The following is a 14,084-nucleotide window of genomic DNA, read 5'->3' on the forward strand; positions in this document are numbered from 1 at the left end:
GTAAACATTAACCTAAAAGAGCTGTCGAATTAATGTTAAAAAGTATAGTTTCTACAGGTGGTTTTAATCTTGTCTCTCAGTTGCTCATATTTATGGTTGAGATTTTCATCGCAAGAATATTACTTCCTTCTGATTTTGGTGCATTTGCTTTAGCATTAATAGTGGTAGAATTTTTTAGCGTTATAGCTCTGAAAAGTTTTGCAATGAGTTTTGTACAAAGCAAATCGGCTTCAGAATTAGATTTAAGTAGTATTGCATTATTAACAACCATAATAAGTATTTGTTGTGCTGGTTTATCTTACTTATTAGTAAGAAAAATAGCTTTATATTGGGGGGGAGAGCTATTTATTAGTAGTTATTCAATATTGATTTGGATCTTACCCTTTTTAACACTTGAATATATTTATCGTTTGGCATTAATGAAGAGGCGGCGCTATTGGCAGGTCGCTGCTTCTGAGTTAATTTCAGTTTTAGTTTATGCAATTATTGCTATAGTGCTTTCGCTTAATGAATTAGGTTTTTATTCATTAATATATGCCTTCATGAGCCGTCAAATTGTTAAGCTCTCAATAGTTTTATTTCTTGCTAAATATGAATATAAATTACTTTCTGGTTTTCGTTGTTCGTCCATTGTTAAACACATCAGAATGTCGATTGCAATGACAATACAGAGTCTATTTCTTTTTTCTACCTCGAATACAGATCGATATTTCGTAACGCTTGCAGGGGGGGTAGCAGGTGTAGGTTTATATACAAGAGCATTAAAGCTGCTACAAATGCCACTAAATCAAATAGTTAGAAATGTTAGCTCAGTTTTATATGTTGAGTTTTCAAATAAACAGGATGACAAGACGTTTTTACTCAATACCTTTATCACTACAACATCTATTTTAGCGTCACTATTTATTCCTGCATCGACTCTAGTAGTTATTTATGCAGATCTGATTGTTAGCACCGTTTATGGCGAAAACTGGATAGAAATGGTACCAATTCTAAGAGTACTGATTGTGGGGGCTGTAATATCTTCTATGTCAATTATTGCAGGTGATTTGTTAAAATCTCAAGGGATAGTATATAGAGAGATAATATCCAACATATTTGCTTTGTTTATTCTAGTAGTCGTTTCTCTATTATTGTACGAATCATTTTCGGTTGTTGGAGTAGCGGTTGCATTTGTCTGCGGACAACTAGCTTTTTTATTATGCCAAATTTTATTTTTATTTAAAACATTAAAGGTGAGCCCTTTTATTTACTTAAAAGCGTATTTGCTTCCGGTATTTGTTTCTATAGTTATATATTGTTGTTGTTCACTTTTATTGGTGTACTTTTCTAGAGCAGGGAGCTTCTTTATAGTACTGTTATTCGCTGTTTTGGCGCTAACGAGTTTGGTTCTATTGTTCAAAAAAAATCCTGTTAACTTTAAGCAAAAAATTATGAAATTCATCTTATGAAGAAAATTGCAATATTTAGCGTGAATGCGCAATACAAAATTGGTGGGGCTGAAACTTGTATTAAACAGATAGTTGATATCCTTAGTTCTGATTATGACGTTACGGTCATATCTGGTCAAAGGAAAATATATGAAAAGCATAATAAGTATAACTATAAGAAACTAAGAATCATCCCTCTATTTCATGCTAAGTATCTTAATTATTTTGGGAACTTTGTTAATTATTTTCTTATATATAAATTTTTTAATAATAACAGGTATGATGTTGTAATTGGAAACTGTTCAACTTGCTTAGGCGCTATAAACGCGACAAATAAAGTTGGAGGAAAAGCTATTTATTATGTACATGAAGAGTTTAGTATTAATAAAAGGCCAGAGTATGGTTTAAAAAATACTATTAAAGGTAAGTTGATGCGATTTGCTAGACGTATTTCAGATTATCCATTTTTTTTATTTCACTGCAAAAAAAATACAGCAGCGATTAATGGCTGTTTTCGTGTAATAGCAAACTCCCAATATATCGCCTCAGCATTAGAAAAACAAAGTAACATTAATCCTTTAATTATGTATCCATTTACCGAGACTATTGGGAGAAGAAAAACAGATCTTAAGCAGGCGAAATATATTACGATGATTGGCAGCGGTGAGGTTAAGGGGATTAAAACTTTTTTAAACACTGCTAAATTAATGCCTAACTTACAGTTTAGGGTGATAGGTCGAAATTTAGAAAAAAAACAAATTGATAACGTTTTGTACCATCCATTTTTTAATAATACCGATGAGCTTTATGCGACTACCAAATTACTACTTGTCCCATCTATTTGGCAAGAGGCATTTGGCAAGGTATCACTAGAAGCCGCTTCACATTCGATTCCTGTTATTGTCTCGAATCGAGGTGGATTACCTGAGACTGTTTGCAGCGATGAGTTAATTATTGGTGATTACCTATGTGAAGTAGCTTGGAAAAAAAGAATCGAGGAAATAATGCAAAAATCAGAAATATGGGCTGAACAGTGCTATGCACATGCATTAAAATTCGATCAAAAGATGGATGAAACCAAACTAAAGAATATTTTAAAGGAAGCGATTGGTGAAAAATAAATATTTAGTATTTAGGGTCGATTTTTCAGGTGTGAGTGATAAGCTTTTTTCCGAATTATCAAAAAAAGGCTTACAAATTGAAGAGCACAATATTCCTAAAATTTGGCGACTATATCTATTTGCAATCTTTACCTCTTTTTCTTTGAACTACAAAAAATGGATTATAAATGCTGAAAGAAAATACAACTTATTACAAAAAACAGGGTGGGCATTTAAGCTTAAAAGTAAGTGGTGTGCAAAGATTTTAGACGCAGTTGATGTAGCAGATTACGCAGGGGTAATTCAGGTCTCGGGTACGTTCGATGCAATGGCTTATTCAAAAGCTAAGCTACCGTTTTTTATACTAACCGATTACACAATGGAGCTTGCAGCACAAAAACAACTGCAATCAATCAAACCATTATTACCTCCCAGCGAATTGGAGTTACTTCATTGGTATAAAAATGAAACTAAGCTATATCAAAGAGCAGATAAAATAATTGTTCCTAGTGAGTATATTACTAATTCGATCAAAACTTTTTATTCTGTTGACCCTGTAAAATTAGTAACAGTTGGATATGGCTCTAATTTATTACCTTTGAGCGCAGTAGAAAAACAAATAATAAATGGTGAGGATGTTAAACTTTTATTTGTTGGTAAAATGTTTAAGCAAAAAGGTGGTGAAGAAATTCTAGCTGCATTTGATTTGTTGAAAAGCCACTACCCTAAAATTACACTTACTATTGTTGGGCCACGAGTAAACCCCTGTCCTAGCCACGATGGTGTTATCTATCTAGGTAGGATTTATGATAAAGAAAAACTAGCAAGACTCTACCTCCAAGCAAGTTTATTCATTATCCATTCAGCATATGAGGCATTTGGGCTTGTACTCCTGGAAGCAATGGCATTTGGCACTCCTTGTATTGGTTCTAACATAGACGCTATGCCTGATATCCTAGTAAAGACAGGTGCTGGTAGGGTTGCTGACCTTGGTGATATACATGCCATAAAAAATGAAATATTACATCTCATTGAAAATCCCTTAGTATATAAAAAAGCCTCAATTGCAGGAATAAATGCAGTAAATAATTATTATAATTGGGAAATAGTGAGTGATAAGTTTTTTTGTGCAGTAACTAAACATGTATAACAGCGTATTTAAAAAATATATGCTCTGGTTTTTAGTACCTTTTGCAGTTGCTTACATAGTGTATTTTGCTTTAACACAAAATACAAAAATGCTACTTTTACCAATCGCTGTCCCCATCATAGTCGTATTGATAAATAAGCCTAAATTATGGGGCTATATTTTTTTGCTAGCCAGTGTTCAGTTTTTAGGTATCATAAATCCCGAAACATTCATTAGGCTACCAGGAATCCTAAAATTTAATGACCTTCTGTTTCTAATTTTAGCAGCGTTATATTTATTTGATTCTCTGAAAAATGGATTTTACTATCCAGTACATAACAAAGCGGCTAAGTGGGTTGCTTTTGTTGTACTAACTTTTGTTAGTATGGTTATTATTCAATTTGTAATTACCGCTTTTCGTTTTGATTTACCCCTAGTTTCAACTTTAAAAGTAGGACGAGGCTATTTATATTTATTAGTTTACTTTTACTTTGTTCGTTTTTATTCAGATAACAAGTCAATGCAACAATTATTATACTTTATTTCGATTGTGTGCATTGTTCAATTTAGCATGATGCTATTTCAGATAGCGGGTATTGACTTAACAGCTAATACAAGAATAATAGGGCTTACAACTGATGCTGGGAGTGTAACAAGAGTTTATTTACCGGCTTATTTTTTTGCTTTAATGTGTTTTTTTTGTTCAGTTACTTTATTGCTAAGTAACTCATTACCCTTACGTAGGTATTTTTTACTAGCTGTAATGGCTATCTCATTCCTATCAATTTTGCTTTCGTATACGCGGACGTATTGGTTAGCTCTTCTATTTGGAGTGCTAATAATATTTTTATTTTCTAATTCTGAGGTTAAGAAAAAGAGCTTTAAGTATTCAGTCATTACGTTTGTCTTTGTCATACCTATACTGTTATTAAAAGCTGGTACTTTTTTTGTGGAACGCTTTACCTCTATATTTACGGAGGTAGGCAGTAGTGATGAGGGAAACTTCATTTATCGCTTTTCAGAGAATCCAAAGCGTTTAGAAGCATTTTTTGATCATCCAATTTTTGGCCCTGGTTTTGTTCATCAGAATTATGCAGCTTCATTATTTAATTTTGTAGTGGATGAAACTGGTTTAAGTGAAGCACAAATTGAGCGTGCTTTACTTTTACAAACCAACGATAGTGGTTTAATTACTCTACTAGTTAGCTTTGGTTTATGTGGAGTGTTTTGGGTTCTGTTTAAAATGTACATTTTAGTTAGACTCTACAAAGAAAAAAGACTCGATTATTATACACAAAATACCAGGTATTTACTGAATATACAGCTTGGAATACTCACGTTCATTAGTTGTGTTTGGCTCACTTGCGTAACAACTTACGGTTTTACTTATCCAGATGGTATTGTTGCACTTGCTTTAAGTTTATCCGTTTTTAGTTTTTATCAAACACTAGATACTAAGGAGTATAATAAGGAGAAACTTAGAAAAAATAATGTAGGTTTACATGTTTGTATGTATGGGGCTTTCAAAGGATAAAATTATTAGCTTACTATTTAATTTTTATGAAACTGCTATTCAACTTATTGCTTTTAACACAGTAGATTAAATATTTAATATTAATAATTAAGTTGCTTAATGCAATCGATATCTAAATACACAAAAGAAATTACTGCTAACCACTGTAACTTCTATATTACGATTTATTTAGAAGCTCTTAACGAATAACACAGTCTTTTCATTTAGCTATAAAAATAATGCTAGAAATAGATTAGGTTTGATACTAATAGAGCATATAACTATATGATTTATTAAAACTAATGAGGTCTTTTATGGTTAACGCAATACTATTTTATAGAATCTCAAGGTGGCTTTATTTAAGAAAAGTACCCTTTTTACCAAAGTTTATACAGTTAATGATTTTCATAATTTATAATTCTAAATTACCAGCTAGTGCAGACATAGGAAAAGGTTCTTTTCTTGTAGTTAAAGGTATTGGGGTAGTAATTATTGATAACGCAAAAATAGGCAAGCGTTGTCGGATTGGTATTGGTTGCAAAGTTGTAGGAAAGGGACCTTACAAACGTGTACCTAGTATTGGGGATGATGTTTTCCTTGGTCCTGGTTCCGTAATCGTAGGGCCAGTGATAATTGGTGACAAAGTAATTGTCGCACCAAATTCTGTAGTTACAAAAAGTGTACCTAATGGATGTATAGTTGGTGGAATTCCTGCAAAAATTATCGGGAATATAGACGAATTGGATTATGACATATTAAAAAACGAAAGTTATTTAGATGATGTAGCTCCATATATGGTAAAAAAATAAAACAAGACTTTGTCCAGTAGACAGTCATATCAGCATGTTTAATTATCTTATGTAATTTAAGTTGTGTTTGCCAGCTAAAGCAATGAAACTGGATATTGAATTAAAGGAATAGTATTGATGTTTACTAGTAAGGCATATACAAAAAGCCCTATATTCGTTCAAAATATTTTATTAAGTAGTCGCGCATTTATACGTAAAAAGCTTAGGGAAAATACAAACTGCGAAAGGCTGACTCAAAAACTACAAACTCACGAGTTTAACTATGAGTTATTAAAACAGTATAGTGATGAAATGCTCAGTAATGTAGTTACAAATGCAAATGAGACTGTTGATTACTACATAGGGACTGGAACAGATATAGAAAAGTACCCATATATCGATAAATCTACAATTAATAGCCATAAATATGAGTTTGTGTCACCTCAAAAAAGAGGCGCTGTAATTAATGGCGCAACGAGTGGCACAACAGGTGCTCCACTAGTTATCCCGCAGAATATGCAATCAATAATTACTGAACAAGCTTTCGTTAGCAGAGGCTTAGCTTGGGCTGGCTTTAAAAAAGGCGATAAACGGGCATGGATCCGTGGTGACATGATTGTACCAATGGAGCAAAAGCAGTTGCCATTTTGGCGTTATTCTTATTTTGAAAATATGATTATGCTTTCATCCTTTCATATGGCACCTGCTAACTTGCAGTTGTATATAAATGCAATGGTTGATTTTGGTGTACAAGTTATTCAGGCCTATCCATCATCTATAGTTGCTTTAGCTAAGTATTTAGAAATAAATAATGAATATTACCCAGGTGAAATAAAGTCAATTGTTACATCATCAGAGTCATTATCAAAAGAAGATAAGCACCTAATTGAAACGCGATTTAAATGTACTGTGTTTGATTGGTATGGTTTATTTGAACGTGTAGCTGCTATTGCAAGCTGCGAGCACGGTCGTTATCACATATTGACAGACTATGCTCATGTTGAATTGTTGCCAGCTAGTAAAATAGGGGATGGTCGTGATAGGGCTGAAATTGTCGGGACTAATTTTAATAACTCCCTTTATCCTTTAATACGTTATAAAACGGGTGATCACGTTATATTGTCAGACGAAAAAAATTGCCCTTGTGGCCGAGTATTTCCACTTGTTGATTCTATAGAAGGAAGAACAGGAGACTACCTAGTTGCTGAGGATGGGCAGAAAGTGCATATATTAAATCATATACCAAAAGGTGTTGAAGGGTTGTTGGGTACACAGTTTGTACAGAAAAAAGATCTGAGTATTGATGTTTTGGTTGTAGTTGATGGAGCGTTATTTAATAAGACTCAAAAAGATAAATTAATTTCGAACACAAAAGAAAGATTGGGTGTGTCCATAAAAGTGAATGTAAAAAAAGTTGATGCAATTTCAAGGACTAAAAACGGTAAAGTAAAGCAGGCTATAAGAGAGTGTTAAAGTGAAAAAATCAATAAATATAACAATAGCCACAGATAGAAACGGTCAAGGTGGTATTGCAACAGTTTTAAATGTTTACGAAAGCGAAGATTTTTTTTATGACACAAATTCAGAGCTTTTAGTAAGCCATTCAACCAATACTGGGTTTGGCATGGCTGGCCAACTATTCAATTATTTACTTTGCATTATTAAGTTAGTTGCTAAATTAATAATTTATGATGTTGGGGTAGTGCATATTCATATGGCTTCTAGAGGGAGTTATGCAAGAAAGTCATTGCTAATAAAGCTGATTAAATATTTTAATACAAAAGTTATTCTGCATTTACATGGAGCTGAATTTAGAGAGTTTTATAATAATGAATGCTGTGAATCTAAAAAAGCACAAATAAGAACAACCTTTAACTCTGTAGATAAAGTTATTGTTTTATCTACTCAGTGGCTGGATTGGCTTGATACCATATTGGACGATCGTGAAAAAGGAGTTGTAGTTTATAACGCCGTTCCTAAATTAGAGATAGAAAAAGAGAAAACTAATAACTTTAATTTTGTATTTTTAGGGCGGTTGGGTGAACGTAAAGGTGTATCTGATTTAATAAATGCTTTCAAAGGTGTTGTTAAAGAGTATCCATACGCTAGATTGTTGCTTGGTGGTGACGGCGAGATTAAAAAATATCAGAAAATGGTTAATGAGCTAGGTATAGATGAATGCGTTGAGTTACTTGGTTGGGTTGCTGGCGATAAAAAAATTAATATTTTAAAGCAAGCAGATGCATATGTGTTACCAAGCTATAACGAAGGCTTCCCAATGGGAGTGTTAGAAGCAATGTCATGTAACATACCTGTTATTGCTTCTACTGCAGGTGGAATTCCAGATGCTATTACAAATAAGATTGATGGCTTACTTATTGAACCTGGCGATGTTGAATCCCTAAAAATGGCAATGAATAGCTTAATTGAGTTCCCTATAGAAACAGAAAAAATGAGAGATGCTGCAAAAGAAAAGTTTTTAAATAACTTTAGTCCTAGAGTAATCATTCCAAAGCTTAAATGTATTTATAAAGAGCTGGGAGCAATTTAGTAATGTTAGATAGCAACTATTGCAAAAAGCTATTACTCAATAAGGCAAAAAAAGGGAATTATGCTGGGCAAGACCCATTTGATGGGCTTAATAGTAAATTATTTGAGTTAATGCCCAGATTTAAACAAGGGATTGTAGGGCTTGCTTGGATTCAGCTGCATAAACGTTTAGCGATTAACTTGCGGCCATTATGTGGTGTGCCCAAAAAGCGTAACCCAAAGGGTATTGGTTTATTTATTTTAGGTTTATTGGAAGACTATAAAGCAACCAATGAGCAAACTTATTTAAATGAAGCGATAAAGCTAGCTAATTGGTTATTGACCCAGCAAAGTGATAAATCTATTTGGCAGCATAGCTGTTGGGGTTACCACTTTGACTGGAATGCTCGTGCTTTTTTTGTACCTAAAGGTAAGCCAAACGTAATTACTACTATTTATGTTGCTCAGGCTTTATATGCGTTAAGTGAAATCACCAAAGACAAAAAATACTCAGAACCAGCAATTGATAGTGCGCATTTTATTGTAAAAACATTATATAAAGAATGTGATGGTAGGCAGTTTTTTGGTTACATACCGGGTGAAACTGCATTTGTGCATAATGCTAGCCTTTGGGGCGCTGCATGGGTTGCAAAGGTTGCCGTACTTACCAATAATCAACACTACAAACAGCTTGCTTTAAATGCTGCAAGGCAGTCGGTAAACGAGCAAAGGGCTGATGGCTCATGGGTATATGGTGCTCGCCATCATCATCAGTTTATTGATGGCTTTCATACTGGTTATAACCTAGAAGCATTGCGCTTATTGAGTGATGAATTGCATACTGATGAGTTTGAATCGGCAATTGCAAAAGGCCTTACTTATTACAAAACGTATTTTTTTGAGCAAGATGGCACCGCAAAATATTACAATAATAATCGCTACCCACTCGATATGCACAGTGTATCGCAAGCTGTTTTTACATTATTAAAAGTAGGTAAAACGCCAGATGACTTTGCGATGGCAGAAAAAGTAATAAACCGCGCTATTCAAACTTTATATATGCCTAAAAAGCGACGTTTTATTTATCAAAAAAATAAGTATTTTACCAATAAGGTTGACTATGTGCGTTGGACACAAGCATGGGTATATTATTCGTTTGCTTATTTTAATCGACAAAAATTGAATCGCGCTAAAAATGCAGTTATTGAAAAACTCTAAAAAACGGACACAACAATGAAACGTATTGAATTTTTAAAAGCACCCATGGATATTGCCACTATGCAAGAGACGGTGTCTTTTATTGAAAGTAGAATTGAGCAAAAGCAGTTTTTACAGCATGTTGTGGTTAATGTAGCCAAAATAGTAAATATGCAAAAAGATCCTGTTTTAGCTGATTCGGTTAAAGCGTGTGAGGTAATTAATATTGATGGTATGGGTGTAGTATTTGGTGCGCGTTTTTTAGGGCACAATGTGCCAGAGCGTGTAGCGGGAGTTGACTTATTTCATGAATTATTAGCTATGAGTGCTAAACGAGACTTCCCTGTATTTCTTCTTGGCGCTACCGAAGACGTAGTAAGCAAAACAGTAGAAGTCGTTAAAGCACAAAACCCTAATTTAAATATTGCTGGTTGTCATGATGGTTATTTCTTTGGAAATAAAGAGGGGGATGATGAAGAAGCCGTGGTCACTAAAATACGCGAATCGGGCGCTAAGCTATTATTTGTTGCGATTACCTCGCCTAAAAAAGAAAATTTTATTAATAAATGGCAAGACAAGCTTGGTGTTGATTTTGTAATGGGGGTTGGTGGTACGTTTGATGTTGTAGCAGGCAAAGTGAAGCGTGCACCACAGTGGATGCAAAAAGCAGGATTCGAATGGCTTTACAGAGTAATGCAAGAACCAGGTAGAATGTGGAAGCGTTACTTAATTACAAACTCTAAGTTCGCATATCTTTTAATACAAGATAAGCTTTTTAAATGATGACACGTATAAATTACATTGATAATATGAAGGCAATAGGTATTACACTAGTTGTACTTGGTCATGCAGCTTGGTTAAATGAGAATATATACACTTTAATATACTCTTTTCATATGCCATTGTTCTTCTTTTTATCTGGGTATTTGGCATCATCGCAGCGTGCCACTAAACAATCATTAGTCAAACTTTTCAAGCGTTTAATATTACCTTTTATTTTCTTTTTTTTTGTTTCCTTTTTATTATGGCTACCATTACACTTTTTTGGTAATGGCCAAGCAAGTAATATGCAGTGGTTTGATCCTTTGAGTCGTTTAGTTACATCTAAGGCAGATAGTTTTCACATTAATGGTGTTCTTTGGTTTTTCCCCTGTTTAATCATTATTTCATTAGCTCAGATTATATTTTTTTCTGCATTAAAGCCAATATATAGTTTCGTGATCACTTCAGGAGTACTTGTACTAATGCTGTTGGGCAGTGAGCTAATTTCGGAAAGATGGTTTTGGTCGATAGATTCTGCTGTTGTTGGTATGTTTTTTTATCAATTAGGTGTTGTAGTTAAAAGGGTCAACTTTTTAAGCTATGCAATGTTTAACAATGAATTTAAAATTTACTTGATTTTGCTATTTACCATTCCAATTTTTTATTATTTAGCGCTATTAAATGGCCGTGTAGATATAAGAGAGTTAAAGTTTGGTGTTTTCCCTCTTTTGTTCCCTCTAATTGCTTGTTTAGGAATATTTATATTATTTTTGATTAGTAAGAAACTCAAACCTAGATCTACCTACCAATGGCTGGCAATTTCTTCAATAGTGATATTTCCGCTTCATTTAATTGTTTTTAGGTTTTTACATAAGATCGAGGTTAGGATCATCCCTAATACTTGGCATTTGTTTGATTTACTTCCTTATGTGAATACTTTTATAGCTATTTTCTTTTTAGTTTTTGTTTTTAGATTCATAAAATCTAAGGCACCAAAACTTATAGGTTTATCAAATTAATTTAGTGGGGAGTTTAACAGCAGTAGTTTTATTCCCACCTCTACCCTTTAAAAAGAGTGAAGTATTTTCTCTTGGCGCATTCATCCTACATGCAATCTTGTTAACTTTATATTTACATTTATTAGTTATTAAATATCAATGTTTGCTTTTTTATTGATTTTAATTTCTGTAAGTTATTGATTTTAACTTTTGTTCTTTCTTTGGAGTTGCATAATTGGTACTTTTGTAGGGTTTTTGTTCCTTTTGATTTTGTTTGTGTATATAATGCTCACCAAGAGCTTGATGAATTAACTTTCGTTAAACAAATGACTTTAATTTGGTGCCATTAATGCACTTTTTCATTTTGAGGGAAAAAATGACTAACTCACTACTAAAAACTAAAAAATTAAGTGCAGTGATCGCGCTTGCTTTAGCTAGCTCGGCAACACAAGCTGCAGATTTAGGCGTAGCCAACAACTTTTCAGCATTTGTTTTTGACGATTTTAAATCGAATGTTGGCCGTGCTGATGGCGCTATAGCTGCAGGTAAAATCGACATAAAAGCTTATAGCGTAGGCTTTTTACGCCCGTCTAATCCAAATGAATACTATTTAATCAGTGAGTCAAGTATCGATTATAAAATAGGGCGCCAGTTCGTTGGTAGCATGGTAGCCGGTGGTGGTACCGATGTTAGCTGGAGTGTTCAATGGGGCATGGAGCGAAACTCTAAAATAACGTCTAATCAAAACGAATCGGCCATGCCATTTAATTTTGATGAACAAGAGCAATACTACAAAGATTTAAGTGCTGAGTTAGGTAAGCTTGATGCTACTGGAACAGTACAAAGTAAATGGGGCGGCCTTTACTTAGAAGGCGACGGTCGCTCAGAAACGCAAGTATTTAATTTAGATGCACGCCAATTTGCAAAAGCTCATACTTTTAAAGTGTGGGGCATTCCTGCTGATGCAACTGTAATTTTTAATATTACAGGCGACGACAATGTTAACGTTAAAGGTAAAAGTTTTTGGCGTTTACGCAATCATGCAACCAAAACTGTATTTAACTTTACTAATGCAGAAAAACTAAACATTAAAGGTAATCGCTGGCAAGGTGTTGTATTAGCTCCTTACGCAGACATAAGAGGTGTTTATGGTACAGCCAAAATGCCTGTTATTGGCCAAAGTTTTTATGGCTCAATGGCGCTATTAGGTGGTGAATTTAATGGTGAGCTACCATCTAAAGCTGAACCTATAGCACCATTTGCAATGCAACAAAAGTGGAGTTGGAATTCTAGCGACTTTATGCCTGAATACAAGCAAGTTATGTCAACACCAGTTGTCGCACAGTTAAATGACGATAATGGCGATAATATTATTGATAACAACGATATTGCTGATGTGATAGTGGTGGCATTTAACAGAAGCGTAAATGTTCCAGGTTTAGTGCGTGCATTAAGTGGTGTCGATGGCACTGAACTATGGACATACGAAAACGGAGGGGTCTTTAGTGACTCACGTAATTCAATTGCAGCGGCTGATTTAGATGGTGATGGCATTGTTGAAATTGTTTTAAATGACTACTCATCAGAGGTTGTTCAAGTTGTTAATAATTTAGGTCAAGTGAAAAAGGAGCTGACCAAATCAGGTAAACCTTTAGGTGCTGTTACACTGACAGATATTAATAACGATGGAACAGCAGAAATTATTACTGGAAATAATGTTTTTAGCTATGAAACAGGATTACTGTACACTACTAATTGGTCTGCTGCCTCAATAACTTTTGACGCTGATAATAATAGCAGTCAAGAGGTTTTTGCTGGTGGTGGCTTGTATGATTCTTATGGTGCTCAATTATGGCAATATGGAGAGCCAGGAGCTGTATGGTTTAATTCAGTTGCCAATTTAGATGATGATTTAGATCCTGAAATAGTAACTAGTAACCCAAGCACTAACCTTGAAACCAGTGTTTTAGCTGTATTAGAGCATAATGGTAATGTTAAGTGGCAAATAACTAACCCTAATAACTTTGGCGGTGGGGTACAAGCTGTATCAACATTCCTCGGTGCCGACTCATTAGGAATTGTTTACGCAGGTTACACAGCAGTTGATATGTATAACACAAATGGTGATTTAGTTTGGACTGTTGCTAATGATGATGAATTTAGCGGTAAGCTAGGTGTTAGCGCATATGACTTTAATGGCGATGGTATTGATGAAGTTATTATACAAGACCACTATAAAGTAAGAGTTCTAGATGGCCTTAATGGTGAAGTGTTATCGACAGTTGCTAACTCAACTGCATCGCTTTGGGAATATCCAATTGTGGTTGACCTAGAGGGCGATGATAACGCCGAGCTTATTACAGTTTCTAACAATAACGATAGTCGTTACAGTATTAACAATGGTGTCACTGTGTATGGTGCTGCTGATAACAGCAAGCCTTGGAAAAATGCAACACGTATTTGGAACCAACATTCTTATCACCAAACTAATATTAACCAAAATGGTACAGTGCCAACTGTAGAGTTACCAAGTTGGTTAAATAATAATACTTATCGCTCTAGTACGCTTAAATAAAAAGTACTTTTAGCAAATAAAAAGCCAATTATTTATAATTGGCTTTTTATTATTGGGTGGTTG

Annotated in this window: 11 protein-coding genes; all 11 read left to right on the forward strand. The window is 34.2% G+C overall.

Annotation, left to right across the window (positions count from 1 at the left end):
* The first annotated feature begins 32 nt into the window (after positions 1–32).
* The 11 genes from AC0VZ5_RS06505 (at position 33) to AC0VZ5_RS06555 (ending at position 14,021) form a co-directional block, all read left to right on the forward strand.
* Complete coding sequence (locus AC0VZ5_RS06505; RefSeq protein ID WP_475474611.1) at positions 33–1,451, forward strand: oligosaccharide flippase family protein; 1,419 nt, start codon at positions 33–35, stop codon at positions 1,449–1,451.
* Entirely contained in the window at positions 1,448–2,551 is a 1,104-nt protein-coding gene (locus AC0VZ5_RS06510; protein WP_475474612.1) for a glycosyltransferase family 4 protein, read from the forward strand. The genes AC0VZ5_RS06505 and AC0VZ5_RS06510 overlap by 4 nt, the downstream gene beginning before the upstream one ends.
* Complete coding sequence (locus tag AC0VZ5_RS06515; RefSeq protein WP_475474613.1) at positions 2,541–3,680, forward strand: glycosyltransferase family 4 protein; 1,140 nt, start codon at positions 2,541–2,543, stop codon at positions 3,678–3,680. The genes AC0VZ5_RS06510 and AC0VZ5_RS06515 overlap by 11 nt, the downstream gene beginning before the upstream one ends.
* Complete coding sequence (locus AC0VZ5_RS06520; protein WP_475474614.1) at positions 3,673–5,193, forward strand: O-antigen ligase family protein; 1,521 nt, start codon at positions 3,673–3,675, stop codon at positions 5,191–5,193. The genes AC0VZ5_RS06515 and AC0VZ5_RS06520 overlap by 8 nt, the downstream gene beginning before the upstream one ends.
* A 293-nt stretch (positions 5,194–5,486) precedes the next feature.
* Complete coding sequence (locus tag AC0VZ5_RS06525) at positions 5,487–5,981, forward strand: serine O-acetyltransferase (RefSeq protein WP_475474615.1); 495 nt, start codon at positions 5,487–5,489, stop codon at positions 5,979–5,981.
* A 117-nt stretch (positions 5,982–6,098) separates the two neighbouring features.
* Positions 6,099–7,433: a phenylacetate--CoA ligase family protein gene (locus tag AC0VZ5_RS06530; RefSeq protein WP_475474616.1), complete on the forward strand. Its 1,335-nt coding sequence runs from the start codon at positions 6,099–6,101 to the stop codon at positions 7,431–7,433.
* A gap of 1 nt (position 7,434) precedes the next feature.
* Entirely contained in the window at positions 7,435–8,511 is a 1,077-nt protein-coding gene (locus AC0VZ5_RS06535) for a glycosyltransferase family 4 protein (RefSeq protein ID WP_475474617.1), read from the forward strand.
* A gap of 2 nt (positions 8,512–8,513) precedes the next feature.
* Complete coding sequence (locus tag AC0VZ5_RS06540; RefSeq protein WP_475474618.1) at positions 8,514–9,707, forward strand: glycoside hydrolase family protein; 1,194 nt, start codon at positions 8,514–8,516, stop codon at positions 9,705–9,707.
* A 15-nt stretch (positions 9,708–9,722) separates the two neighbouring features.
* Positions 9,723–10,469 carry a WecB/TagA/CpsF family glycosyltransferase gene (locus AC0VZ5_RS06545; protein ID WP_475474619.1) on the forward strand — a complete coding sequence of 249 codons (747 nt, stop codon included), beginning with the start codon at positions 9,723–9,725 and terminating at the stop codon, positions 10,467–10,469.
* A complete protein-coding gene (locus AC0VZ5_RS06550) occupies positions 10,466–11,467 on the forward strand; it encodes an acyltransferase family protein (protein WP_475474620.1) in 1,002 nt (333 codons plus the stop codon). The genes AC0VZ5_RS06545 and AC0VZ5_RS06550 overlap by 4 nt, the downstream gene beginning before the upstream one ends.
* A gap of 355 nt (positions 11,468–11,822) precedes the next feature.
* Positions 11,823–14,021: a choice-of-anchor A family protein gene (locus AC0VZ5_RS06555; RefSeq protein ID WP_475474621.1), complete on the forward strand. Its 2,199-nt coding sequence runs from the start codon at positions 11,823–11,825 to the stop codon at positions 14,019–14,021.
* Positions 14,022–14,084 lie beyond the last annotated feature (63 nt).

Source organism: Pseudoalteromonas sp. QJM3NY_12, assembly GCF_056173165.1.

Excerpts from the sequence above, each read along its gene's own strand:
- AC0VZ5_RS06545 (WP_475474619.1), top strand. The coding sequence starts at position 9,723 with ATGAAACGTATTGAATTTTTAAAAGCACCCATGGATATTGCCACTATG.
- AC0VZ5_RS06540 (WP_475474618.1), top strand. The coding sequence starts at position 8,514 with ATGTTAGATAGCAACTATTGCAAAAAGCTATTACTCAATAAGGCAAAA.
- AC0VZ5_RS06525 (WP_475474615.1), top strand. The coding sequence starts at position 5,487 with ATGGTTAACGCAATACTATTTTATAGAATCTCAAGGTGGCTTTATTTA.
- AC0VZ5_RS06505 (WP_475474611.1), top strand. The coding sequence starts at position 33 with ATGTTAAAAAGTATAGTTTCTACAGGTGGTTTTAATCTTGTCTCTCAG.
- AC0VZ5_RS06550 (WP_475474620.1), top strand. The coding sequence starts at position 10,466 with ATGATGACACGTATAAATTACATTGATAATATGAAGGCAATAGGTATT.
- AC0VZ5_RS06510 (WP_475474612.1), top strand. The coding sequence starts at position 1,448 with ATGAAGAAAATTGCAATATTTAGCGTGAATGCGCAATACAAAATTGGT.
- AC0VZ5_RS06555 (WP_475474621.1), top strand. The coding sequence starts at position 11,823 with ATGACTAACTCACTACTAAAAACTAAAAAATTAAGTGCAGTGATCGCG.
- AC0VZ5_RS06530 (WP_475474616.1), top strand. The coding sequence starts at position 6,099 with ATGTTTACTAGTAAGGCATATACAAAAAGCCCTATATTCGTTCAAAAT.
- AC0VZ5_RS06520 (WP_475474614.1), top strand. The coding sequence starts at position 3,673 with ATGTATAACAGCGTATTTAAAAAATATATGCTCTGGTTTTTAGTACCT.